The following is a 22005-nucleotide window of genomic DNA, read 5'->3' on the forward strand; positions in this document are numbered from 1 at the left end:
GGGGCCTCTGGCAAAGGGCTTGAGGCAACGACGAGGGGGGAGGCGGAGCGTCGCTGCAGTCGCCTGCGGCCCGTTCCGTGCGCACATTCTCCCATTAATGCGATTGATTCTCAAATGCGTTCACTCATTGCGGCAGCAGGCGCGATGTGCTTTGCGCACCGGTCAGTCCTGCATCGCGCTTAAACTGGCCGGCTAACCCGCCATCAACCGCACGCCACCACGGCCGATACCGGTGGTTTGCCGTACGCAGCCAGAGATCGACGTGGAATCACCCCAATTGGACGATGCCAGCCAGCCGTTGGCCGAGGCGTGGCAGCATTGCCTGCAACAGGCCGGCGCGGCCGCCACCGCGCTGTTGCGCGCCGCTGCCACCAATACCCCACCCGCGCTGGCCCAGCGCTTCTACGAAGTGCTGCTGCAGGATGCACGTGCACGCCGCTTCCTGTCCCACGAGCAGGTCAAGCAGCGCCTGCAACCGGCCATGCAGCGCTGGCTGGTGCAGTTGCTGACCACCGACGCCGCCGGCGTCGCCACCACCGTGGCCTCGCAACGGGTGATCGGCGATGTGCACGCACGGGTCGGCATTCCTGTCGACCTGGTGACCCGTGGTGCGCGCGTGCTCAAGCACGAACTGTTCGTGCGCCTGCGCGACACCGCGCCCGACAGCGCCACTGCCTTCGCCGCCATCGACTGCCTCAGCGCGATCATGGACATCGCCATGGAAGGCATGACCCTGGCCTACACCCACGCGCGGGAACGCTCCACCCGTGCCGATGCGGCCTACCGGTTGTTCTCGCTGGTGCAGAACGTCAGCACCGAACGCGAGCGCCAACGCGCCCTGCTGCTGGATTGGGAGAACGCCCTGCTGTACGCCCTGGCCGGCCACGTGCAGGGCAGTGACAGTGCCAGCCTGGCCACCTCCGAGTTCGGCCTGTGGTTCACCCACAAGGGCATCCCCAGCTTCGGCGAAAGCAGCGAGACCCAGCAGGTCGGGCAGCTGATGGCACGCATCGATGACAACCTGCAGCGCGCGAACAGCGATGCCGCACAACGCTTGGCGGTGCTGCCTGTCATCCGCGAAGACCTGGCCGCCATCCGCACGCTGATGACACTGCTGTTCGAGCGCATCGGCGAACTGGATGCCGGCAGCGACGCCCTGACCAACCTGCTCAACCGCCGTTTCCTGCCGACGGTACTGCGCAGGGAGATCGAGCTGGCCACGCGCAACCACACGCCGTTCTCGCTGCTGCTGCTCGATCTGGATCACTTCAAGGCCATCAACGACGGCCACGGCCATGATGCCGGCGACCGCGCGTTGCAGCACGTGGCCGGCCTGCTCGGCCAGCTCACCCGCGGCAGCGATTATCTGTTCCGCTATGGCGGGGAAGAGTTCGTGGTGGTGCTGGTCGCGGCCAGCGAATCGCAGGCCGAAGTGATTGCCGAAAGCCTGCGCCGGCAGATCGCACAGTCGTCGGTGGCCCTGGCCAATGGGCAGGTGCTGGCACTGACCGCCAGCATCGGCGTGGCCGGCCATGACGGCCACCCGGATTACGAGCGGCTGATGGCGCGTGCCGACGCTGCGATGTACGAGGCCAAGCGCAGCGGCCGCAACCGCGTGGTGGTGGCCAGCGACGCGCTGCGGGAGGCGCCGGGGCGGCGCGCATTGCAGCGGTAGCGTCAACGCCGGGCGGGCGTGTCGCTCCGCAGGGGCACGCCGCGGTATGCGCCACATCCCCACCACAGCAGCGCCAGCACTGCGATGCCCGCCCCCAGCAGGCACACCGCGGCCCAGCCATGCCGGGCCTGCACCCACGGCCCGGCCGCCGCACCGATGCCGCTGCCTACCGCGTAGAACAGCATGTACAGCGCCACCAGGCGCCCATGCTGTTCCGCCGGTGCGCGCAGCAGCAAGGCCTGGTTCGACACGTGCAGTGCCTGCCCGCCGAGGTCGAGCACGACCACGCCCAGCAGCAGCAGCGACACCGACTGTTGAAGCCCCAGCAGCGGCCACCAGGCAAGCAGCATCAACACCAGCGCGCCGAGGCTGACCCGATGGGCGAAGCCACGATCCATCCAGTGCCCCACACGCGCCGCCATCAGCGCGCCGAGCACGCCGGCCAGGCCGAGGGCACCGATGGCGGCGGTCGACCAGTTCAACGGCGGTGCCGACAGTGGCAGCGGCGCCGCTGCCCAGAACACATTGAGGCCGGCAAACAGCAGCAGCGCCAGCGGACCACGCTCGCGCAGCGCTCGATCCCGCCGCAGCATGCCCAGCATCGAGCGCAGCAGCGCAGACCAGCGTGGCGGTATCGCTGGCACCGGAACCGCCGGCAGCCGCCGCCACAGCACGCCTGCCAGGGCTGCCATCACCAGCGCTGAAAGCAGATAGACCGCCCGCCAGCCAGCGCTGGCCGCCACCACGCCCGATAGCACGCGCGCCAGCAGCAGGCCGATGAACACTCCCCCCTGCACCACACCCACGCTGCGACCGCGCTGCTCGGGCGGCGACAACGTGGCGGTATAGGCGATCAACCCCTGGGTCAGCGCCGTGCCCAGCAGCCCGGCCAGCAGCATGCCCGACAGCAGCCACACTGCGCTGCGTGCCGCCGCCAGCCACACCAACGCCACCACCAGTGCCATCAGCTGCAATCGCAGCAGCCGGCGGCGGTCACCGCGGTCAGCCAGCGGAAGCAGTCCGAGCAGGGCCAGCACGCTGCCAGCCTGGGTAGCGGCGAGCACCGCGCCCGCCACCGCGCGATCCAGCGCGAACGCCTGTGCCAGCCGGTCCAGCAGAGGCTGGGCGTAATAGACGTTGGCGACGCTGGCGCCTGCGGCAACGGCCAGCAGGACCAGCAGCGAACGTGGAATGGATTCGGCCTTCATGATGTGGTTGCAAATTAAAACTTGATGCAGGCTAACGGCATTGGTTTTAAACTGCAACCACATTCGGAGATGCCCGCCATGCACGCTGACAGCCCCTGCCCCGTCGCCCGCAGCGCCGATCTGCTCGGTAATCGATGGGCCTTGCTGGTCATCCGCGATGCCTTCGATGGCGTCCGCCGCTTCGGCGACTTCCAGCGCAGCCTCGGCGCGGCGCGCAACATCCTCAGCGATCGCCTGCGCAGGCTGGTCGAGGCCGGCATCCTGCAGCTACAGCCGGCCTCCGATGGATCGGCCTACCAGGAATACGTGCTCACCGCCGCCGGACTGGAGTTGTTCCCGCTGCTGGTCGCGCTGCGCCAATGGGGCGAGCGCCATCGCTTCGAGTCCGGCGAAGCGCATTCGCAGCTGATCGAATCGAGCACACGGCGGCCGCTGCCCTACATGCAGCCGCGTGGGCGCGATGGCCAGCCGCTGCAGGCTGCCGCCACCCGCGTGCGCAAGCTCAAGGACGATGGGCGCGTGGCCTGATCCGCCCATTCGCGCACACCACGGCACGGCCATGCCGGGTAGCATCAGGCCTTTCCGCCGCTGGATGCCGCCGATGTCGCGCTACCGCCCCTTCCTGTCGACCGCCCTGCTGCTGGCCTGCGCCACGGGAACCCTGCAGGCCCGCGAGGTCGCCGCACCGGCCGCCCATGTAGAGGCCGATGGCCCCTATGTGTTCCGCCAGGGCAACCAGCTGCAGGCCAAGTGGATCTGCGCCGACAAGGTCGAGTCGCGCACGCTGGCCAGCAGCGCAATAGGCACCGATATCGCGCCACGCTGCGGGTACGCGCACACCGTGCACGTGGCCGCACCCACTGCGCCCTCGGTCTCCGTGCTGCCGGCGGTGCCACGCATCGTGGCGCTGTCCGACATACACGGCCAGTACGGGCTGCTGGTGCGCTTGCTGCGCGCCAACAAGGTCATCGATGCCCAGGACCGCTGGGCAATGGGCAAGGACACCCTGGTCATCGCCGGTGATGTGTTCGACCGCGGCCCGCAGGTGACCGAAGCGTTCTGGCTGCTGTATGGCCTTCAGCAGCAGGCCGCCGCTGCCGGTGGCGCGGTGCACTTCGTGCTCGGCAACCACGAGACCATGGTGCTGTACGACGACCTGCGCTACGTCAACCCGAAGTACCTGCGCAGCGCGCAGCTGCTCGGCCGCAGCTACCCGCAGCTGTACGGTCCCGATTCGGTGATCGGCCAGTGGCTGCGCACCCGCCCGGTGCTGCTGAAGATCGGTGACACCCTGTTCCTGCATGGCGGCATCTCACCCGAGGCGGTGGCACTGGCGCTGGACCCGGTGCGCACCAATGCGGCCTACCAGGCCTCGCTGGGCCTGCCCAAGGCCGAAGTGAAGGCCGACCCCGCCACCGCGCCGCTGTATGACGGCAAGACCAGCCCGATCTGGTACCGCGGCTATTTCGACGGGCGCCTCGACACCGCGGGCGTGCAGGCGGTGCTGGACCGCCTGCAACTGAAACGCATCGTGGTCGGCCATACCTCGATGCCACATGTCAGCAGCTTCCATGGCGACCGCGTGATCGCGATCGACAGCAGCATCAAGAACGGCGAGAACGGCGAGCTGCTGTTCATCGAAAACGGCGCGCTCAGCCGTGGCCTGCTGGATGGCTCACGGGTGCCGCTGGCACCGGGCGAACCCGGCCTGCAGGACTGAATGGCGGGACAGCGCGGCGGCGGCCCGCCGTGTCGTGCTGCTCCACCTTCACCCGGTTTGCGGCTACCCTCGGCAGCCGAGAGGCCCACCCCGTCCATCCGGCGGGCCTGACCGTTACAGGAGCCCCCGCGGATGCGCGTATTGATTGCTGAAGACGACCCGGACATCGCCTCCGGCCTGTGCGCCTCGTTGCGCCGGCAGGGGCATGTGGTCGACCACGTCGACAATGGCGCGCACGCCGATGCTGCGCTGGGCTCCACCCAGTACGCGCTGCTGGTGCTGGACCTGGGCCTGCCACAGCTGGACGGCCGCGATGTGCTGCAGCGCCTGCGCCAGCGCGGTGATGGCCTGGCAGTACTGGTGGTGACCGCGCGCGACGGACTGGCTGAGCGCGTGCGCGTACTCGACCTCGGTGCCGATGACTATCTGGTCAAGCCGTTCGCGCTGGACGAATTCGAGGCGCGCGTGCGTGCACAGCTGCGCCGGGTCACCAGCAACGGCAACCCGGACCTGCGCATCGGCCGCCTGCGCCTGGACCTGGCCGGTCACCGGGTGTGGATCGATGACCAGTCGCTGGAGCTGACCGCACGTGAGTTCGGCCTGCTGTCGGCTCTGGCGGTACGCGCCGAGCGCATCGTCTCGCGCGCGCAGCTGGTGGAAGCGCTGTGCGACTGGGGCCAGGACCTGACCGACAACGGCCTGGACATCGCCCTGCATCGCCTGCGCCGCAAGCTGCAGCCCGGTGGCATGGGCATCCGCACCGTGCGCGGGCTGGGCTACATGCTGGAAGACGCGCAGGACGACAGCGCCCCGTGATCAGTGGACCGCCCAGCCTGCGCCGGCGCCTGCTCGCCTTCCTGGCGTTGCCGATGCTGGGCCTGCTCATCTTCAATACGATCCTGGCCTATTACGTTGCGCTGGACTATTCCAACCGCATCCACGACCGCAACCTGATCGACGATACGCATTCGTTCGCGCAGATGCTGAGCACCATGCCGGTGACCAGCGACCTGTCACCGCAGGCGCGCTTCCTGATCGAATACGATCCCGACGGCCATCGCTATTTCAACGTCGACAGCAGCCGCAAGGGCACCCTCAGCGGCAACGCCGACTTCAGCCCTTACGCGCCCTCGCAGGACTGTGCGGGCGTGCATCCGGCGCTGTATGACGGCAATCTCAACGGCCAGCAGGTGCGCATGGCCACCGTCTGCACCCAGGCGATGAACGATCCGCAGGACCAGCTGGCGGTGACCGTGGCCGAAAGCATGGCCGACCGCCGCCAGCGCGCGCGCGAGATCCTGATGATCATCATCCCGCTGATGACCATGCTGGCGCTGGGCACCGCCGCGCTGGTCTGGTTCGGCGTGACCTACGGCCTGCGCATCCTGACCCCGCTTCGGACCCGCCTGGCGCAGCGTCGCGGCGAACTGGCGCCGATTTCCGATGCCGACGTGCCGGAGGAAATCCAGCCGCTGATCAGCACCATCGACGATCTGTTCGCACGCCAGACCGAGATGATCACCCTGCAGAACCGCTTCATCGCCGATGCCGCCCACCAGCTGCGTTCGCCACTGGCCGGCATGGCCCTGCACGTGGACCAGGCGCTGGCGCATGGCGACCCGGACACCGTGCGCGAAGCCCTGCAGCACATCCGCCGCCTCAACCAGCGCACCGCGCGGGTCAGCACCCAGCTGCTGGCGCTGAGCCGGGCACAGACCGTGCCGGACACGGTGGAAGCGCTGGACCTGTGTGAACTGGTCCCGCAATGGGTCGGCATGCGCGTGCCGGAGGCGATCCGCGATGGCATCGACCTGGGCTACCGCGGCGGCAACCAGCCGCTGCGCGTGCTCGGCAACGGCGCCATGTTGCAGGAGGCACTGGACAACCTGATCGACAACGCCCTGCGCTATGCCGGCCGTGATGCCACCGTCACGGTCGGCGTGCACGCGCTGGATGACAATGACGTCGAACTGTATGTGGAAGACAACGGCTCCGGCGTGCCCGAGGACGTGATGCCCCGGCTCGGCGAACGTTTCTTCCGTGCCCCCGGCACCACCGCCAGCGGCACCGGGCTGGGGCTGGCCATCGCCCATGAGGCGGTGGAGCACTTCGGCGGGCGCCTGGCCTTCCTCAACCGGCCCGGCGGCGGGCTGAAGGTGGCCATCACGCTGCCGCTGCTGAAGGCCCCCTGACCCGGCCCGGGGCGTTGAAAGGCTGGTGAAAATCGCGCTTGCGATCCTGCCATCCCCACTGCCGTCCCGGAGCCGCCAGGTGACCGAATCGCACGACTTCTTCCTCCCCGGTGGCCCGCAGGGCGTGCTGCTGGTGCATGGCCTGACCGGCACCCCGGCGGAAATGCGCATGCTGGGCAAGGGCCTGAACAACGCCGGGTTCACCGTGCACGGTGTGCAGCTGCCCGGCCATTGCGGCACCGTGGATGACCTGCTGGCGACCACCTGGGAACAGTGGTACCAGGGCGTGGAAGATGCGGCAGCCGAGCTGCGCGGCAAAGTCGACCAGCTGTTCGTGGGGGGGCTTTCGATGGGCGCGGTGCTGTCGCTGGCGCTGGCCGCGCGCCGCCCCGAGTGGGTGTCCGGTGTCGGCGTATACGGCGCCACCTTCCGCTACGACGGCTGGAACATCCCGGCCGTGGCCCGCCTGTCGTTCCTGCTGCCGTGGTTCAAGCGCTTCAACATCGGCCGCGACCGCATGTTCATGGAAGAACCCCCGTACGGCCTGCGTGACGAGCGCCTGCGTGCGCAGGTCAGCGCCGCCATGTTGTCCGGCGACAGCGCCGCCGCCGGCCTTCCGGGCAACCCCTGGCATGCCCTGGCCGAAATGCGTGCACTGAGCCACTGGACCCGCCGCCACCTGCACCAGGTGACCGCACCCTGCCTGGTGATGCACGCCCGTGAGGATGATGTGGCCAGCATGGGCAATGCCGAACTGGTGATGTCGCGGGTCAGCGGTCCGAAGGAACTGGTGGTACTGGAGGACAGTTACCACATGATCACCATCGACCGCGAACGCCGCGACGTCATCCGCCGCAGCGCGCGTTTCTTCACCGAGATCGGTGAACGCAGCGGCGTGCTCAAGGCGGTGGCCTGAGATGGAGGCACTCGCCACCCTGCTGTGGCTGGCCAACGTCGTGCTCGATACCGGTGGCCAGCTCGCCTTCAAGGCTGCGGCCAGCGACCCGCAGGACGGCGAAGGCCTGCAACGCTGGAAACACATGCTCAGCCGCCCCTGGCTGTGGATCGGCATCGCCTGCTACGTGCTTGAGTTCGTCGCCTGGATCGCGTTCCTGTCACTGGTACCGCTGTCCAAGGGCGTGCTGCTGGGCTCGATCAACATCGTGGCGCTGATGATCGCCGGCCGCTTCCTGTTCCGCGAGAAGCTCACGCCGCTGCGGGTCACCGGCATGCTGCTGGTCACTGCGGGCGTGGCGGTGGTGGGGGCCGGCTCATGAGGCGCCTGTATGTGATCGGTTTCCCGCTGCTGATGGCCTTCGACACGCTGGCCCAGCTGTGCTTCAAGTATGCCGGCGATGCCGCGCTGCCGGTCGAGGCCAACAGCGCGTGGCTGCTGCGCGTGCTGTCGCAGCCGTGGGTGTACGGCGCCATCCTCGGCTACATCGGTGCGTTCTTCACCTGGATGAGCCTGCTGCGCCATGCGCCCATCGGCCCTGCATTCGCTGCTTCGCACCTGGAAGTGATCAGCGTGCTGCTGCTGTCGGCCTGGCTGTTGAACGAGCCACTGACCCTGCATCACCTGGTCGGTGCGGTACTGATCGTGGCCGGCATCGTCTGCCTGGGCCGTGCCGAAGCGGACGACCCGCACAGCCCCGCCGAAAGCATCGCATGAGCGCGTTGCGATGAGCCTGTTCGCGCGCGAACTGCCACCGACCGCAGGCCTGCCGATGCAGGCCAGCGACTTCCTTCCCGGTGGTGGCGACCTGCGCGAGATCCTGGCCAACCAGCTCGGCACACCGCCGCTGCAGCTGACCTGCTCCGGTACCCACGCGCTGCTGATCGCGCTGCGCACCCTGCGCAAGCGCGCGCCCAAGCGCGACACCGTGATCCTGCCGGCCTACACCTGCCCGCTGGTGCCGATCGCGGTGCACAGCCTGGGCCTGCGCGTGCAGCTGTGCGATACCCGCCACGGCCACTTCGACTTCGATCCCGGCCAGCTCAAGCGGCTGGCCGATGCGCGCACGCTGGCGATCCTGCCAACCCACCTCGGTGGCCGCATCGCCGACGTTGAGCTGGCCTGCGAGATTGCGCGCGGTGCCGGCGCCTGGGTCATCGAGGATGCCGCGCAGGCACTGGGTGCACGGATCGGCAACAGCAGTGTCGGCCTGCGCGGCGATATCGGTTTCTTCAGCCTGGCCGCCGGCAAGGGACTGAGCCTGCACGAAGGCGGCCTGCTGGTCAGCCGCGATGACGAGCTGCGCGCCGCACTGGCCGCGCATGCCAGCGAACAGGTGCGTTCCAGCCTGCGCTGGGAGCTGCTGCGCAGCGTGCAGCTGCTTGGCCTGGCGGCCTGCTATCGACCATCGCTGCTGTCGCTGGTATACGGCAATCCACTGCGCGGCGCGCTGCAGCGTGGCGACCTGGAAGAAGCGGTCGGTGACGTTTTCCCGCTGCAGATTCCGCAGCACCGGGTCAGCCAGTGGCGGCAGAACATCGGTGCCAATGCCGCACGGCGCCTGCCGGCCTTCCTGCAGGCCGGACGCCTGCGCGCGTTGCAGCTGCGCGTGCAGCTGGCCCAGCTGCCAGCGGTGGAGGTAGTCGATGGCCTGGCCGGTACCGGTGGCACCTGGCCGATGCTGATGCTGCTGCTGCCCAGCCAGCGCGCCCGCGATGCAGCACTGAAAAACCTGTGGCCGCGCGGCCTCGGCGCCAGCCGCATGTTCATCCATGCGCTGCCCGACTACGCCTACCTGCGCGGCATCGTGCCGGCCACCGACGTGCCCAACGCACGCGACTTCGCCGCACGCATGCTGACTCTCGGCAACAGCGCCTGGCAGACCCGTGAAGACACCGCGGAAATCCTGCGGGCGCTGGCGGACGCCCAACCCTGAAAGCAGCTGTTTGCGGGCATCTCGCCCATTCAGCAAGATCATTTCCTGAACGCTTCCCACGCCTGGAAATGAAGGCTTTCAACAGGAAAGGAACGAGAAAGGCGGCCTGCCTACATTGAGCCTGCCCCGGCACCGTGCCGGACGCCTTTCTCATCGACGGATCTGCCCATGCACTGGAGCATCCTGTGTGACTTCGACGGCACCATCAGCCTCGAAGATGTCATCGACTCGCTGCTGGAGAAGTACGGCCAGCCGGGCTGGCAGGAACTGGAAGAACAGTGGAAGTCGGGAAAGATCGGCTCGCGTGAATGCATGCAGGGCCAGGTGCGGCTGCTGAAGCTGGACCCGGCCACGCTTGATGCGCACCTGGACCAGGTGCAGATCGATCCGGGCTTCGCTGCCTTCGTCGCCCGCGCCGAGCAGCTGGGCCTGCCGCTGCGCATCGTCAGCGACGGCCTGGACTATGCGATCCACCGCATCCTCGCCAACCACGGCCTGTCGCGGCTGCCGGTAGTGGCCAACCACCTGCGCTGGTGCGAAGACCACTGGGAACTGGAATCGCCCTACCAGTCCGAAGGGTGCCGCAGCGGCACCTGCAAGTGCACCTGCGCTGCGCAGGCACGTGCCAACGAAGCACCGCGCGTGCTGATGATCGGCGACGGCAGCTCGGACTTCTGCGTGTCGGAGGATGCCGACTTCGTGTTTGCCAAGCGCCGCCTGATCACCCATTGCACCCATGCCGGCATCGAACATGCCGCGATCGATACCTTCCACGATGCCATCGCGCTGTTGCCGCGCTTGCTTGATGGCAGCCTGCTGCAGCCACGTCGCATCGACGCCAGCCCGCAGCCCACTGCACTGCCCCTGCTGCTGGCCACCGCCTGAGCACTCCCTTCCAGCCCCGCTCCCCCGTTGCCCCCTTTCGAACGTCCTTCACGGAACCGAACTGCATGAACATTTTTGACAAGAATGCCGACGCCGCTGCCTCCGATGCGCAGCTGCTGGCCGACGAAGCCCGCTACAGCTCCTTCGGCGACACCGTCCACTACGTCGACCCGCCGAAGATCTTCCAGCGTGGCGAAGGCAGCTACATGTTCGACGGTGCGGGCGTGCCCTACCTCGACCTGCAGATGTGGTACTCGGCCTGCAACTTCGGCTACAGCAACAAGCGCCTGAACGATGCGCTGAAGGACCAGATCGACACCCTGCCGCAGGTCGCCAGCCAGTACCTGCACCCGACCCGCGTGCAGCTGGCCAAGACCATTGCCGTGGACATGCACGAGAAGTTCGGCCTCGACGGCCGCGTGCACTTCAACGTCGGCGGCGCGCAGGCCATCGAAGACTCGCTGAAGATCGTGCGCAACGCACGCGGCGGCAAGAGCCTGATGTTCGCCTTCGAAGGCGGCTACCACGGGCGCACCCTGGGTGCCTCGTCGATCACCTCCAGCTACCGCTACCGCCGCCGCTACGGTCATTTCGGCGAGCGCGCGATGTTCATCCCGTTCCCGTACCCGTTCCGTCGCCCGAAGGGCATGACCCCGGACGAGTATTCCGACCACTGCGTGTGGCAGTTCGAGCGCCTGTTCGAAAGCGAATACAACGGCGTGTGGGATCCCAAGGTCGGCCAGGCCGAGTACGCCGCGTTCTACGTCGAGCCGATCCAGGGCACCGGCGGCTACGTCATCCCGCCGCGCAACTTCTTCACCGGCCTCAAGCGCGTGCTGGACAAGTACGGCATCCTGATGGTGGTCGATGAAATCCAGATGGGCTTCTGGCGCACCGGCAAGCTGTGGTCGATCGAGCACTTCGGCGTGACCCCGGACGTGCTGGTGTTCGGCAAGGCGCTGACCAACGGCCTGAACCCGCTGTCGGGCCTGTGGGCGCGCGAAGAGCTGATCAACCCGACCGTGTTCCCGCCGGGCTCCACCCACTCCACCTTCAACTCCAACCCGCTGGGCACCCGCCTGGGCCTGGAAGTGCTGAAGCTGGGCAAGGAAATGGACTACGAGCGCACCGTGCCGGAAAAGGGCGCGTACTTCCTCGACGGCCTGCGTGGCCTGCAGAAGCGCCACAAGGAAATCGGCGATGTCGACGGCCTGGGCCTGGCCCTGCGCGCCGAGATCTGCCAGGAAGATGGCTACACCCCGAACAAGGAACTGCTGGACCGCATGGTCGACATCGGCCTGGCCGGTGACCTGCTGCACGACGGCAAGCGCATGGGCCTCGTGCTCGACGTGGGTGGCTGGTACAAGAACGTGATCACCTTCGCGCCGTCGCTGGACATCAGCTACGAAGAGATCGACCTGGCGATCACCCTGCTCGACCAGGCGCTGACCAAGGCCAAGGGCTGAGGTCGATGCGCTGCCGGTTCCCGTGCCGATGGAGATGACGTCACGTGCATCCAGCACTGCGCTGGAACCGGCCGCGCTGCTGGAGGGCTTCCTGGCCCACCCGCCGCTCGGTTTCGAGGCAGGCCGCCTGCCCAGTGGCCTGCCGACCTTCCGCGCGCCGCTGGACCTGACCACCACGATGGACGACGCACTGCGCGGCAAGCTGCTCGGCCTGCCGCTGTCGCGCCTGTGGCGGCCGTGGATCACCTGGCAGACCCGCTTCGTCGGTGCCACCAGCACCGAGTACACCCCGCTGCCGGCGCATGTCGCGCCTGAGGCGCTGGCCGAGGACGTGACGCGTCACGCGATCGGCGATACCCGGCTGCTGGTGGTCAAGGACCTGGCGATCGATTCGCCGCTGCTGGACGACGCCGCCAATGCACACAGCGGTGCCTTCCTGCAGGCGCTGCTGGCGCGTGGCTTCGTCGAACTGGAAGGCATGCCGCTGGCCTGGGTGGCGATCGATTTCGATTCGCTCGACGGCTATCTCGGCCGCCTGTCGTCCTCGCGTCGCAAGAACATCCGGCGCAAGCTGCGCTCGCGTGATGACCTGCAGATCGACTGCATCGCCACCGGCGATCCGGCGCTGGCCGACCCGCAGCTGCAGGCCGAACTGTATGCGCTGTACCTCGGCGTGTATGCGCAGAGCGCGGTGCACTTCGACCAGCTCGACCTGTCCTACTTCCAGCACCTGCTGGCCGACAGCCAGGGCCAGGGGCGGATGTTCCTGTACCGCCACCAGGGCCAGCTGATCGGCTGGAACCTGTGCTACGTGCACGCTGGCAAGCTGGTGGACAAGTACATCGGCCTGGCCTACCCGCAGTCGCGCGAGCACAACCTGTACGCGGTCAGCTGGATGCACAACCTCGACTACGCGCTGCAGCACGGCCTGAGCCATTACGTGGCCGGCTGGACCGACTCGCGGATCAAGGCCGAGCTGGGTGCAAGCTTCACTTCCACCCGGCATGCGATCCACGCGCGCTCACCGCTGCTGCGCGCCGCCCTGCGCAGGCTGGCGCCGCATCTGCAGGGCGAACCGGATGGAGGCGGTTGAACGATGCCGTTGCGTTCCCCGCTGATCCTGGACCTGGATGGTGGCGTGCTGCCGCTGCCCCAGGCGCAGACCCTGGCCCTGCCGCAGTGGCACGATCCGCTGCGCTTTGCCTGCAGCAATGCCACGCTGGACCGCTTCGCCGCCGACGTGCTGGCCCCACTGCCGGCCCAGCTCGGCACGGTCATGCTCGGCAGTGGCGACTTCCATCACCTCAGCCTGCCGCTGCTGCAGCGCATGCGCCCGCAACAGCCCTTCCAGCTGGTGGTGCTGGACAACCACCCGGACAACATGCGCTTTCCGTTCGGCATGCATTGCGGCTCCTGGGTGAACGCCGCCAGCAAGCTGCCGCAGATCTCGCACATCCACGTGCTGGGCATCACCTCCAGCGACATCGGCCTTGGCCATGCCTGGGAAAATCACTGGCGTCCGCTGCTGGGCGGCCGCCTGACCTACTGGTGCATGGACGTGGACGTGGGCTGGGGCCACCGCCTGGGCATGGGCCACGCCTTCCGCCGTTTCGAACACCCCGAGGCACTGGTGGCCGCGTTCGCCGCCGAGCAGGCCAAGTCGCCGCAACCGACCTACCTGTCCATCGACAAGGATGTGTTCGCCGAGGACGTGGCCCGCAGCAACTGGGACCAGGGCCGCTTCCAGCTGGAAGACGCACTGGTGGTGATCGAGGCGCTGCGCGCCGGCGGCCTGGTCGGCAGTGACATCACCGGCGAAGTGTCGCTGGCCAATTACCGCAGCCGGTTCAAGCGCTGGTTGTCGTCGCTGGATGGCCAGCCCGACATCCCTGCCGACGATCTTCCCGTATGGCAGGCGCGCCACCAGCAGGTGAACCGCGAACTGCTGGCCGCGATGGCCGCGGTGCCGACGGCCTGCTGACCGCTTGCGGTCGCGCCGGCTCCTGGCCGGCGTGGCGTCGGTAGTGCCGGCCGCTGGCCGGTAATGCTTCGGTAGTGCCGGCCGCTGGCCGGCAACCTCATTGTTCCTCGGCTCAACAGGATGCCGGCCAGCGGCCGGCACTACACTGGACGCCTGCCCCCGGAGCCACCGCCATGACCCAGACCGTCATCCCGCAACTGCGCATGCGCCATGCCGACACCAGCCTGCCGTTCTACGTGCAGGGCCTCGGCTTCGTGGTCGACTGGGAACACCGCTTCGAACCCGGCTTCCCGCTGTTCGCCCAGCTCACCCGCGACGGCCAGACCCTCTTCCTCACCGAACACACCGGTGACTGCGAGGTGGGTGGCGCGGTGTACTTCATCGTCGAGGATGTCGATGCGCTGCACCGTGCCTTCAGCGCCGCAAATGTGCCGATCGAGCAGCCGCCGCATGACACCGAATGGGGCAGCCGCGAGATGCTGCTGCGTGACCCCGACGGCAACCGCCTGCGCTTCGCCACCCACGCAGACTGAACCCCGGCGACTTGAGCTGGATATACGAAACATATACGCTTCGTATATCCACTTCCCCAGGACCTCCGATGGGCATCGTCAACATCGATGACACCCTGCACGACCAGCTGCGCCGTGCCTGCACCGTCTCCAGCCGCTCGATCAACGCCCAGGCCAATTTCTGGATCCGGGTCGGCATGCTGTGCGAGATGAACCCCACGCTGAGCTTCCAGGACATCGTCGCCAGCGAACTGCGCGCGGCCGGCGTGCAGCCACAGGCGCTGGCGCCCGGGCGGGCCTGACATGGCGATGATCAAGCAGCCGCACGAAATCGCGCTGATGGCCGAATCCGGGCGCCTGCTGGCGCAGGTGTTCGCCACGCTCGACCGGCTGCCGCTGCAGGGCCGCAGCACCATGGAAATCAACGATTTCGTCGAGCGCATGATCGTCGATGAACTGCAGGCAAGGCCGGCCAGCAAGGGCCAGTACGGTTTCCCGTATGTGCTCAACACCTCGATCGACAACGTGATCTGCCACGGCGTGCCCAGCACCACCGACGTGCTGCGCAACGGCCAGATCGTCAACCTCGACATCACCCTGGAGAAGAACGGCTACATCGCCGACTCCAGCACCACCTACCTGGTCGGTGAGGTCGACTATGCCGCGCGCCGGCTGGTGCAGACCACCTACCAGGCGATGTGGAAAGGCATCGCCACGGTGCGCCCCGGCGCGCGCCTGGGCGACATCGGCCACGCCATCGCCCGCCACGCGCGCAGCCATGGCTACAGCGTGGTGAAGGAATACTGCGGCCACGGCATCGGCCAGGAGATGCACGAGGAACCGCAGATCCTGCACTACGGTCATCCGGACACCGGCATGACACTGGAAGAAGGCATGGTGTTCACCATCGAGCCAATGCTCAACCAGGGCAAGCCGGCCATCCGCCAGCAACCGGACGAATGGCCGGTGTATACGCGCGACGGCAAGCTGTCGGCGCAGTTCGAACACACCGTGGCGGTCACCGCCAGTGGTGTGCGCGTGCTCACCCTGCGCCCCGGCGAATCGCCGTTGTGTGCGGTGGATGCGGCCTAGAGCGGGCGCAACAGCAACAGCGTGGCAAGGCAGAACATGAAGACCGCCACCCCCGCGTCCAGCACGCGCCACGCAGCCGGCCTGCGGAACACCGGCTGCAGCAGCCGCGCGCCATAGCCCAAGGTGCAGAACCAGGCCACGCTGGCCACGCAGGCTCCGGCGGCGAAGGCCCAGCGCAGATCGCCGGGGTAACGCGTGGACAAGCTGCCGAGCAGCACCACCGTATCCAGATAGACGTGCGGATTGAGCAGCGTGAACGCCAGGCAGGTCAACAGTACCTGGCGCCCGCTGCCACCCTGCGTCTCGGCGGCGGCCAAGGCACTGCCACCGTGCCAGGCCCGCAATCCGGCCTGCAGTCCATACCAGAGCAGGAACGCCGCACCGCCGAAGCGCAGCACCTGCAGCAGCAACGGCCACTGCTGCACCAACGCCCCCATGCCGCCAACGCCGGCCAGGATCAGCGCGATATCAGCGCCGGCACAGGCCAGCACCACCGTTCCGACATGGCGACGTTGCAGCCCCTGGCGCAGGACGAAGGCATTCTGCGCACCGATGGCGATGATCAGGCCGGCACCTGCGAACAGGCCGGCGGTGGTAGCGGCGATCCACATCAGGAAGGCCCAGGCAGCGAAGGGACGCGCAGGGTGCGGCCATTGCCGCGTTAAGACAATCTGATTTTTCTTTACCCTGTGCAGAAAAACTGAAGGGGCGCCTGCATGGATCTGGTACATCCGCAACTGGCCGCGTTTGCCGCGGTGCTGGAGGAAGGCAGCTTCGAGGCTGCGGCACGCCGTCTCTCGATAAGCCCCTCGGCGCTGTCGCAGCGGATCAAGGCACTGGAGGACCGGCTCGGCCAGGTACTGGTGGTCCGCCAGGCGCCGTGCCGACCCACCGCTGCCGGGGAGGCCCTGCTGCGCCGGGTTCGCCCGATGCAGGCACTGGAGGCCGAGGCCTTGGCCGAACTGCTGCCCGAGCGTGGCAGCGACGCTGCGCGCACGCCGATCCCCTTGGCGGTCAACGACGACTCGCTCGATACCTGGTTCGTGCCGGCCATCGCCGAACTGCACCAGCGCCACGGTTACCTGTTCGACCTGCGCATGGACGACCAGGACCACACCCTGCAGCTGCTGCGCGATGGCAGCGTGCTCGGCGCGGTCACCGCCGAAAGCCAGCCGGTGAAGGGTTGCAACGTGCATCCTCTCGGCGCGATGCGCTACCACGCCATCGCCTCGCCCGGCTTCGCCCGCCAGTACTTCAGCGATGGCATGCAGGCCGCCGCATTGGCACGTGCACCGATGCTGGTGTTCAACCGCAAGGATGAACTGCAATGGCGCTTCGTGCGGCGGCTGACCCGCGCGCGCCTGCAGCCGCCGCTACACTACCTGCCCTCCTCCACCGGTTTCGTCGAAGCCGCAGCGTGCGGACTCGGCTGGGGCATGGCTCCGGAAGCCCTGGTCGCGCCCGCCGCGCATGCCGGCCGCGTGGTGGTACTGGAACCCCGCCGCTGGCTGGATGTGCCGCTGTACTGGCAGCATGCCGCCGTGCGCTCAAGCACGCTGCAGCACATCACCCAGGCGCTGCGCAGCGCGGCCAGCGGCACCCTTCGCTGAGGACCACACGATGACCGCAGACCCGGGCTTCACACCGCGCGCACTACCGTTTGCGCACTTCTTTACCATTGGGACGGCATGGGCGTGATCGGCCGACGTACAAGGATGCACCGCACAAAGGCCGCGCTGGCGCTGACGCTGGCAACCTGCCTGCCCATTACTGCGTCGGCGCAGGCCATCACCGATGCACCGGCATTGGACTGGGAACAGGCACGGCAGCGCCTGGAACAGGTCTCCGATGCGCTGGCCGCCGCAGACGCCGCCGTGCGCAACAAGCAGGACCTGCAGGACGCCACCCGCCTGCTGCGCCTGCCGGAGATCACCGGCGAAGTACGCCGCCTGCAGTTCCAGAAGACCCTCACCCTGCCGCTGGGTTCACTGGCACCGGTGGCCGAAGCCTTTGGCATCGACTCGCCGCTGTCGTTCACCGAACGCGACTGGCGCACCCGCCCGGTGGTGACTGCGGTGCTGCCGCTGTACACCGGCGGGGTGATCCCTGCTGCACAGCGCGCCGCCAGCGCCGCCCACGAACAGGCCAGCGCCGAGCGCGAAGCGCAGCGCCAGTCGCTGACCGTGCAGCTGGCGCAGGCCTATTTCGGCCAGCGCCTGGCCGAACAGGCGGTGGATGTACGCCGCGACGTGCGCGATGGCCTCAACCGCCACTTGACCGACGCCGGGAAGCTGGAGCGCGAGGGCTTCGCCACCCGTGCGCAGCGCCTGCAGGCCACCGTGGCCCGCGACAAGGCCGAGCGCGAGTACCAGAAGACGGTGAACGACCTGGCCACCCTGAAGGCCGCACTGTCCACGCTGCTGCGCAGCGGCGGCGAAGTACGGCCGGTATCGCCCCTGTTCGTGCAGCGCGTGCCGCTGGAGCCGGTGGCCAGTTTCGAGCGCACCGCACAGGCACGGCAGCCGCAGATCGCACGGCTGCGGGCGATGGTGGCGCAGGCCGAACAGGGCGTGCGCGTGCAGCAGGCCAAGCTGAAACCGCAGATCTTCGCCTTCGGCCAGTACGACTTCCGCCGTCGTGACGAAATGCTGACCGATCCGGACTGGGCGTTCGGCATCGGCCTGAAGTACACCTTCCTGTCACCGAACTCACGGCCGGCGCAGATCAGCGCCGCGCGTGCGCAGCAGGAGCAGGCCGAAGCGGGCCTGCGCGAAGCCGAGAACCAGGTTGCACTGGGCGTGCGCAAGGCCTGGAACGAACTGGAGACGGCGCGCCAGCAGTTCGTGCTGCTCGACAGCAGCATTGCCCAGGCACAGGAAAACCTGCGCCTGCAGGAGCTGGCGTTCCGCGAAGGCCAGGCGACTTCGCTGGATGTGATTGACGCGCGGCTCGGCCTCGGCGGTGCCCGCATCGAGCGCGCACAGGCCGCCTACCAATACGATGTTGCGCTGGCACAGCTGCTGGAGGTCAGTGGACAGATGGACCGTTTCGAAGAATTCCGGCGGCGTGCGGACGAGGTGATCGACCATGAGTGATGTGCTGCACGACGATGCGACGACGCCCCCGGGCAAGCGCCGGCTGGGACCGATTCTGATAGTAGTGCTGCTGGTGGTGGTGGTGCTCGGCCTGTGGCTGGCCTGGCGCAGCCCGGGCGACCAGATCCAGGGCATGGCCGATGCGGACACGATCAACGTGGCCGCCAAGATCACCGCGCGCGTGGCCGAGCTGAAGGTGCGCGAAGGCGACCGCGTGCAGTCCGGGCAGGTGCTGTTCCTGCTCGACAGCCCCGAGGTGGCCGCCAAGGAACAGCAGGCACACGGCGCCTTGGCCGCGGCGCAGGCGGTGGCCGACAAGGCCGATGAAGGCGCGCGCAGCGAGGACATCCGCGCCGCCGAAGCCAACTGGAAGCGCGCCGAAGCCGGTGCGACGCTGGCCGACGCCACCTACCAGCGCGTGCAGAACCTGTTCAATGAAGGAGTGATGACCCGGCAGAAGCGCGATGAAGCGCATGCCCAGGCCACCAGCTCGCGCGAACTGGCGCGTGCCGCGCGCGCGCAGTACGACATGGCGCTGTCTGGCGCGCGCGAGCAGGACAAGCGCGCCGCGCAGGGCCAGGTGCAGCAGGCACAGGGCGCGGTAGCCGAAGTCAACGCCGCGCGCGCCGAAGTGGAAGGGCGCGCGCCGGTGGCGGGCGAGATCAACAAACGCATGGCCGATCCGGGCGAACTGGTACCGGCCGGCTACCCGGTGTTCACCCTGGTCGACATCGACCGCATGTGGGTGGCGATGAACCTGCGCGAATCGCAGATGCAGGGCCTGAAGGTCGGCAGCAAGCTGCGTGGCAGCGTGCCGGCGCTCGGCCAGGATGGCGAGTTCGAGGTCTATTTCATCAATCCGGCCGGTGACTATGCGACCTGGCGCACCACCCGCCAGTCGTCCGGCTACGACGTCCGCAGCTTCGAGGTGCGGGTGCGCCCGGTACGCCGCATCGAGGGCTTCCGCCCCGGCATGAGCGTGCTGTTCGCATGGCCCCAGCACTGAGCCCTGATGGCGGCGGCTTCGCCGCCTCGTGGCGGCGCGAGCTGCGGTCGCTGCGCGGCAACCGAGCCGACCTGCTGCTGGTCACCCTGCTGCCGCTGCTGATGCTGGTGGTGATGGCGTGGATGTTCACCCCCTCGGTAATGCGCGACATCCCGATCGCGGTGGTCGACCTCGACCACAGCAGTGACAGCCGCCTGCTGCTGCGCATGCTCGATGCCAGCCCCGGTGTGCGCATCGCCAGCCAGCCGGTGGACCTGGAAGACGCACGCTCGCAGCTGCGCAGCCTGGATGTGTTCGCCATCGTGCTGGTGCCGCGCGACGTTACCCGGCAGGCGCTGCGCGGGCGCCAGGGCACGGTGTTCGCCTATTACAACGCCACCTACATGACCACCGGCCAGTCCGCCGCGCGTGATATCGGCGATGCGGTCTCGGCCTGGAACGCACGCCTGCTGCGCGAGCGCATCGGCCTGCAGGTCGGCCCGGGCAAGCTGCGTGCGGCGCCGATCGCGGTGCAGTCGGACATCCTCTACAACCCGGCACGCAGCTACGAGCTGTTCCTGCTGCCGCTGATCTTCCCGGCAGTGCTGTCGCTGGTGCTCGCGCTTGCCGTGGCCGGCAGCCTGGGGCGCGAGATCCGCGATGGCACCCTGCTCCACTGGCTGGGCTGCACGCCATGGGCCGCCATCGCCGGCAAGGTTGCACCGTACATCCTGCTGTTCTCGCTGTACGGCGCACTCGGGCTCGGTTACCTGGCCTGGCTGCGCGGCGACGGTGTAGCGGGCAGCGTGCTCCTGCTGCTGCTCGCACAACCGCTGTTCTACCTGGCCACGGCCGCCTACGCGTTGTTCTTCGTCGGCGTCACCCGCGACATGGGTACCGCGCTGTCCGCAGTCGGCCTCAGCATCGGCACCGCATTGGCGTTCTCCAGCGCCACCTTCCCGGTGCTGGACGGCCCCCTGTTCACCCGCGTCTGGCACCAGCTGTTGCCGCTCAGCGCCTACATCAAGCTGCAGACCCAGCAGCAGTTCATCGGATCGCCGCTGCTGGTCTCGCTGTGGCCACTGGCGACGCTGCTGCTGATGTCCGTGGTGGCCGGTGGCATCGGCGGCCTGCGCCTGATCGCCTTCGCGCGTACACCCGCGGCCGCGCAGCCGGCGGGAGCCGACGCATGAGCACGCTCTGGCGCAGCCTGCGGCAGACCCTGATGGCGGTGCTGTGCGACCGCTATGCGATCGTGGTGATGGTCGGCGCGGTGATCCTGTATTCGTTCTTCTACCCAGCGGCGTACCGTCACCAGGTGGCTGGCAACCTGCCGGTGCTGGTGGTGGACGAAGACCACAGCGCCACCAGCCGCGAACTGCTGCGCAAGCTGGACGCGCTGCGGGTCGCACGCGTGGTCGGGCAACCGGCCGACATCGACAGTGCGCGCCAGCAGCTGGAAGCCGGCCATGCCGAAGGCATCGTGCTGATTCCGGCCAACCTGGAACGCGACATCCTGCGCGGCCACCCGGCCAAGCTGGTACTGCTCGGCAACGGTGCCTACCTCGGCCGCGCCAGCTGGGTGCTGGGCAGCGTGGCCGATGCACTGGGTGCGTTCGGGCGTGAGGCGGCGGTCGGCCAGGCCGCCTTCATGGGCGCGCCGCAGGCACCACCGGTCACGCTGGTGCAGCGCCCGCTGTACAACACCCAGGAAGGCTACGGCAGCGCCATCGTCCCCGGCGTGGCCGAACTGATCGTGCACCAGACCCTGCTGATGGGCATCGGCGTACTGCTGGGCGGCCGTCGTCTCGCGCTCGGCCGGCGCCTGCGCTTCGACCTGCCGACCTTGGCCGGCATGGCACTGGGCTTCAGCCTGATCGGCCTGTTCGGCCTGTTCTACTACGCCGGTTTCACTGCCTGGGTGCAGGACTATCCACGCGGCGGCAATCCGCTGGGCCAGCTGCTGGGCGGCTCCCTGTTCATCGCCGCCACGGTGGCGTTCGGCCTGTTCATCGGCAGCTTCTTCCGCACCCGTGAACGCGCGTTCCAGTACATCATCGCCACTTCGATCCCACTGTTCTTCCTGGCCAACCTGTCCTGGCCGGCGGTGATGACGCCACGCCCGCTGGTGTGGCTGGCGCAGCTGCTGCCAACCACCTCGGGCATCAACCTGATGGTGCGCCTGAACCAGATGGACGCGAGCCTGGCCGAAGTCAGCCACGAACTGATCACCCTCGGCCTTCTGCTGCTGCTCTACGGCAGCCTCGCCGCCTGGCGCCTCCTCGCCAAAAAGGGGACGGAGG

General features: G+C 68.1%; 23 protein-coding genes. 21 read left to right on the plus strand and 2 right to left on the minus strand.

Features of this window, described 5'->3' with window-relative positions:
- The first annotated feature begins 262 nt into the window (after window positions 1–262).
- Window positions 263–1675 carry a GGDEF domain-containing protein gene (locus SSKA14_RS17690; protein WP_040008327.1) on the plus strand — a complete coding sequence of 471 codons (1413 nt, stop codon included), beginning with the start codon at window positions 263–265 and terminating at the stop codon, window positions 1673–1675.
- 2 nt (window positions 1676–1677) lie between these two features.
- Here the strand turns inward: SSKA14_RS17690 and SSKA14_RS17695 are convergent, their stop codons facing one another.
- The gene (locus tag SSKA14_RS17695) at window positions 1678–2883 is read right to left on the minus strand and encodes an MFS transporter (RefSeq protein ID WP_040008330.1); all 1206 of its coding nucleotides are present in this window, start codon (window positions 2881–2883) and stop codon (window positions 1678–1680) included.
- 78 nt (window positions 2884–2961) lie between these two features.
- Between SSKA14_RS17695 and SSKA14_RS17700 the strand changes: the two genes are divergently transcribed.
- From SSKA14_RS17700 to map, 15 genes are all read left to right on the plus strand, one after another.
- A complete protein-coding gene (locus tag SSKA14_RS17700; RefSeq protein WP_008265499.1) occupies window positions 2962–3411 on the plus strand; it encodes a helix-turn-helix domain-containing protein in 450 nt (149 codons plus the stop codon).
- A gap of 73 nt (window positions 3412–3484) precedes the next feature.
- On the plus strand, window positions 3485–4603 hold the full coding sequence (locus SSKA14_RS17705; RefSeq protein ID WP_040008333.1) for a metallophosphoesterase: 1119 nt from the start codon (window positions 3485–3487) through the stop codon (window positions 4601–4603).
- A 132-nt stretch (window positions 4604–4735) separates the two neighbouring features.
- Window positions 4736–5419 carry a response regulator gene (locus SSKA14_RS17710; RefSeq protein ID WP_008265770.1) on the plus strand — a complete coding sequence of 228 codons (684 nt, stop codon included), beginning with the start codon at window positions 4736–4738 and terminating at the stop codon, window positions 5417–5419.
- Window positions 5416–6795: an ATP-binding protein gene (locus tag SSKA14_RS17715; protein ID WP_008264671.1), complete on the plus strand. Its 1380-nt coding sequence runs from the start codon at window positions 5416–5418 to the stop codon at window positions 6793–6795. The genes SSKA14_RS17710 and SSKA14_RS17715 overlap by 4 nt, the downstream gene beginning before the upstream one ends.
- 79 nt (window positions 6796–6874) lie before the next feature.
- Window positions 6875–7711 (plus strand): alpha/beta fold hydrolase, encoded by an 837-nt coding sequence (locus SSKA14_RS17720; protein ID WP_008266311.1) that lies wholly within the window; start codon window positions 6875–6877, stop codon window positions 7709–7711.
- 1 nt (window position 7712) lies between these two features.
- A complete protein-coding gene (locus tag SSKA14_RS17725) occupies window positions 7713–8072 on the plus strand; it encodes an EamA family transporter (protein WP_008267947.1) in 360 nt (119 codons plus the stop codon).
- Window positions 8069–8467, plus strand: a complete 399-nt coding sequence (locus SSKA14_RS17730) for a DMT family transporter (RefSeq protein WP_008266067.1) — start codon at window positions 8069–8071, stop codon at window positions 8465–8467. The genes SSKA14_RS17725 and SSKA14_RS17730 overlap by 4 nt, the downstream gene beginning before the upstream one ends.
- Window positions 8468–8477: 10 nt before the next feature.
- Complete coding sequence (locus tag SSKA14_RS17735) at window positions 8478–9686, plus strand: DegT/DnrJ/EryC1/StrS family aminotransferase (protein ID WP_008265268.1); 1209 nt, start codon at window positions 8478–8480, stop codon at window positions 9684–9686.
- Between the two features lie 168 nt (window positions 9687–9854).
- Window positions 9855–10571, plus strand: a complete 717-nt coding sequence (locus SSKA14_RS17740; RefSeq protein WP_008266852.1) for an MtnX-like HAD-IB family phosphatase — start codon at window positions 9855–9857, stop codon at window positions 10569–10571.
- Between the two features lie 65 nt (window positions 10572–10636).
- On the plus strand, window positions 10637–12037 hold the full coding sequence (locus SSKA14_RS17745) for an aminotransferase class III-fold pyridoxal phosphate-dependent enzyme (RefSeq protein ID WP_008268657.1): 1401 nt from the start codon (window positions 10637–10639) through the stop codon (window positions 12035–12037).
- Window positions 12038–12065: 28 nt separating this feature from the next.
- Entirely contained in the window at window positions 12066–13130 is a 1065-nt protein-coding gene (locus SSKA14_RS17750) for a GNAT family N-acetyltransferase (protein ID WP_008267658.1), read from the plus strand.
- Between the two features lie 3 nt (window positions 13131–13133).
- Window positions 13134–14018: an arginase family protein gene (locus SSKA14_RS17755; RefSeq protein ID WP_008267467.1), complete on the plus strand. Its 885-nt coding sequence runs from the start codon at window positions 13134–13136 to the stop codon at window positions 14016–14018.
- A gap of 173 nt (window positions 14019–14191) precedes the next feature.
- Window positions 14192–14551 carry a VOC family protein gene (locus tag SSKA14_RS17760; protein WP_008267335.1) on the plus strand — a complete coding sequence of 120 codons (360 nt, stop codon included), beginning with the start codon at window positions 14192–14194 and terminating at the stop codon, window positions 14549–14551.
- 68 nt (window positions 14552–14619) lie between these two features.
- The gene (locus SSKA14_RS17765; RefSeq protein ID WP_006425741.1) at window positions 14620–14832 is read left to right on the plus strand and encodes a ParD-like family protein; all 213 of its coding nucleotides are present in this window, start codon (window positions 14620–14622) and stop codon (window positions 14830–14832) included.
- Window positions 14833–14839: 7 nt separating this feature from the next.
- Window positions 14840–15622: a type I methionyl aminopeptidase gene (map, locus tag SSKA14_RS17770; protein WP_040009784.1), complete on the plus strand. Its 783-nt coding sequence runs from the start codon at window positions 14840–14842 to the stop codon at window positions 15620–15622.
- Here the strand turns inward: map and SSKA14_RS17775 are convergent.
- The gene (locus SSKA14_RS17775) at window positions 15619–16233 is read right to left on the minus strand and encodes a LysE/ArgO family amino acid transporter (RefSeq protein ID WP_008267534.1); all 615 of its coding nucleotides are present in this window, start codon (window positions 16231–16233) and stop codon (window positions 15619–15621) included. The two genes, map and SSKA14_RS17775, sit on opposite strands and share 4 nt — an antisense overlap.
- A 105-nt stretch (window positions 16234–16338) precedes the next feature.
- Here SSKA14_RS17775 and SSKA14_RS17780 point away from each other — a divergent pair, with 105 nt between their 5' ends.
- The 5 genes from SSKA14_RS17780 to SSKA14_RS17800 form a co-directional block, all read left to right on the plus strand.
- Complete coding sequence (locus SSKA14_RS17780; protein ID WP_008266648.1) at window positions 16339–17232, plus strand: LysR family transcriptional regulator ArgP; 894 nt, start codon at window positions 16339–16341, stop codon at window positions 17230–17232.
- A gap of 78 nt (window positions 17233–17310) precedes the next feature.
- Window positions 17311–18717 carry a TolC family protein gene (locus tag SSKA14_RS17785; RefSeq protein WP_008266341.1) on the plus strand — a complete coding sequence of 469 codons (1407 nt, stop codon included), beginning with the start codon at window positions 17311–17313 and terminating at the stop codon, window positions 18715–18717.
- A complete protein-coding gene (locus tag SSKA14_RS17790) occupies window positions 18710–19723 on the plus strand; it encodes an efflux RND transporter periplasmic adaptor subunit (protein WP_040008341.1) in 1014 nt (337 codons plus the stop codon). Before SSKA14_RS17785 ends, SSKA14_RS17790 begins: the two co-directional genes overlap by 8 nt.
- Complete coding sequence (locus tag SSKA14_RS17795) at window positions 19708–20895, plus strand: ABC transporter permease (RefSeq protein WP_008267949.1); 1188 nt, start codon at window positions 19708–19710, stop codon at window positions 20893–20895. The genes SSKA14_RS17790 and SSKA14_RS17795 overlap by 16 nt, the downstream gene beginning before the upstream one ends.
- Window positions 20892–22005, plus strand: a 1114-nt coding sequence (locus SSKA14_RS17800) for an ABC transporter permease (RefSeq protein WP_040008346.1), incomplete at its 3' end; no start/stop codon positions are given. The genes SSKA14_RS17795 and SSKA14_RS17800, both read left to right, overlap by 4 nt.

Source organism: Stenotrophomonas sp. SKA14, from assembly GCF_000158575.1.
Lineage (GTDB): Bacteria > Pseudomonadota > Gammaproteobacteria > Xanthomonadales > Xanthomonadaceae > Stenotrophomonas > Stenotrophomonas forensis.

What these genes read in the sequence shown, in the direction of transcription:
- SSKA14_RS17730 (WP_008266067.1), top strand. Translation starts at nt 8,069, where the DNA reads ATGAGGCGCCTGTATGTGATCGGTTTCCCGCTGCTGATGGCCTTCGAC.
- SSKA14_RS17735 (WP_008265268.1), top strand. Translation starts at nt 8,478, where the DNA reads ATGAGCCTGTTCGCGCGCGAACTGCCACCGACCGCAGGCCTGCCGATG.
- SSKA14_RS17705 (WP_040008333.1), top strand. Translation starts at nt 3,485, where the DNA reads ATGTCGCGCTACCGCCCCTTCCTGTCGACCGCCCTGCTGCTGGCCTGC.
- SSKA14_RS17755 (WP_008267467.1), top strand. Translation starts at nt 13,134, where the DNA reads ATGCCGTTGCGTTCCCCGCTGATCCTGGACCTGGATGGTGGCGTGCTG.
- SSKA14_RS17700 (WP_008265499.1), top strand. Translation starts at nt 2,962, where the DNA reads ATGCACGCTGACAGCCCCTGCCCCGTCGCCCGCAGCGCCGATCTGCTC.
- SSKA14_RS17765 (WP_006425741.1), top strand. Translation starts at nt 14,620, where the DNA reads ATGGGCATCGTCAACATCGATGACACCCTGCACGACCAGCTGCGCCGT.
- SSKA14_RS17745 (WP_008268657.1), top strand. Translation starts at nt 10,637, where the DNA reads ATGAACATTTTTGACAAGAATGCCGACGCCGCTGCCTCCGATGCGCAG.
- map (WP_040009784.1), top strand. Translation starts at nt 14,840, where the DNA reads ATGATCAAGCAGCCGCACGAAATCGCGCTGATGGCCGAATCCGGGCGC.
- SSKA14_RS17695 (WP_040008330.1), bottom strand. Translation starts at nt 2,883, where the DNA reads ATGAAGGCCGAATCCATTCCACGTTCGCTGCTGGTCCTGCTGGCCGTT.
- SSKA14_RS17760 (WP_008267335.1), top strand. Translation starts at nt 14,192, where the DNA reads ATGACCCAGACCGTCATCCCGCAACTGCGCATGCGCCATGCCGACACC.
- SSKA14_RS17790 (WP_040008341.1), top strand. Translation starts at nt 18,710, where the DNA reads ATGAGTGATGTGCTGCACGACGATGCGACGACGCCCCCGGGCAAGCGC.
- SSKA14_RS17750 (WP_008267658.1), top strand. Translation starts at nt 12,066, where the DNA reads ATGGAGATGACGTCACGTGCATCCAGCACTGCGCTGGAACCGGCCGCG.
- SSKA14_RS17795 (WP_008267949.1), top strand. Translation starts at nt 19,708, where the DNA reads ATGGCCCCAGCACTGAGCCCTGATGGCGGCGGCTTCGCCGCCTCGTGG.
- SSKA14_RS17775 (WP_008267534.1), bottom strand. Translation starts at nt 16,233, where the DNA reads ATGTGGATCGCCGCTACCACCGCCGGCCTGTTCGCAGGTGCCGGCCTG.
- SSKA14_RS17725 (WP_008267947.1), top strand. Translation starts at nt 7,713, where the DNA reads ATGGAGGCACTCGCCACCCTGCTGTGGCTGGCCAACGTCGTGCTCGAT.
- SSKA14_RS17740 (WP_008266852.1), top strand. Translation starts at nt 9,855, where the DNA reads ATGCACTGGAGCATCCTGTGTGACTTCGACGGCACCATCAGCCTCGAA.
- SSKA14_RS17780 (WP_008266648.1), top strand. Translation starts at nt 16,339, where the DNA reads ATGGATCTGGTACATCCGCAACTGGCCGCGTTTGCCGCGGTGCTGGAG.
- SSKA14_RS17710 (WP_008265770.1), top strand. Translation starts at nt 4,736, where the DNA reads ATGCGCGTATTGATTGCTGAAGACGACCCGGACATCGCCTCCGGCCTG.
- SSKA14_RS17785 (WP_008266341.1), top strand. Translation starts at nt 17,311, where the DNA reads ATGGGCGTGATCGGCCGACGTACAAGGATGCACCGCACAAAGGCCGCG.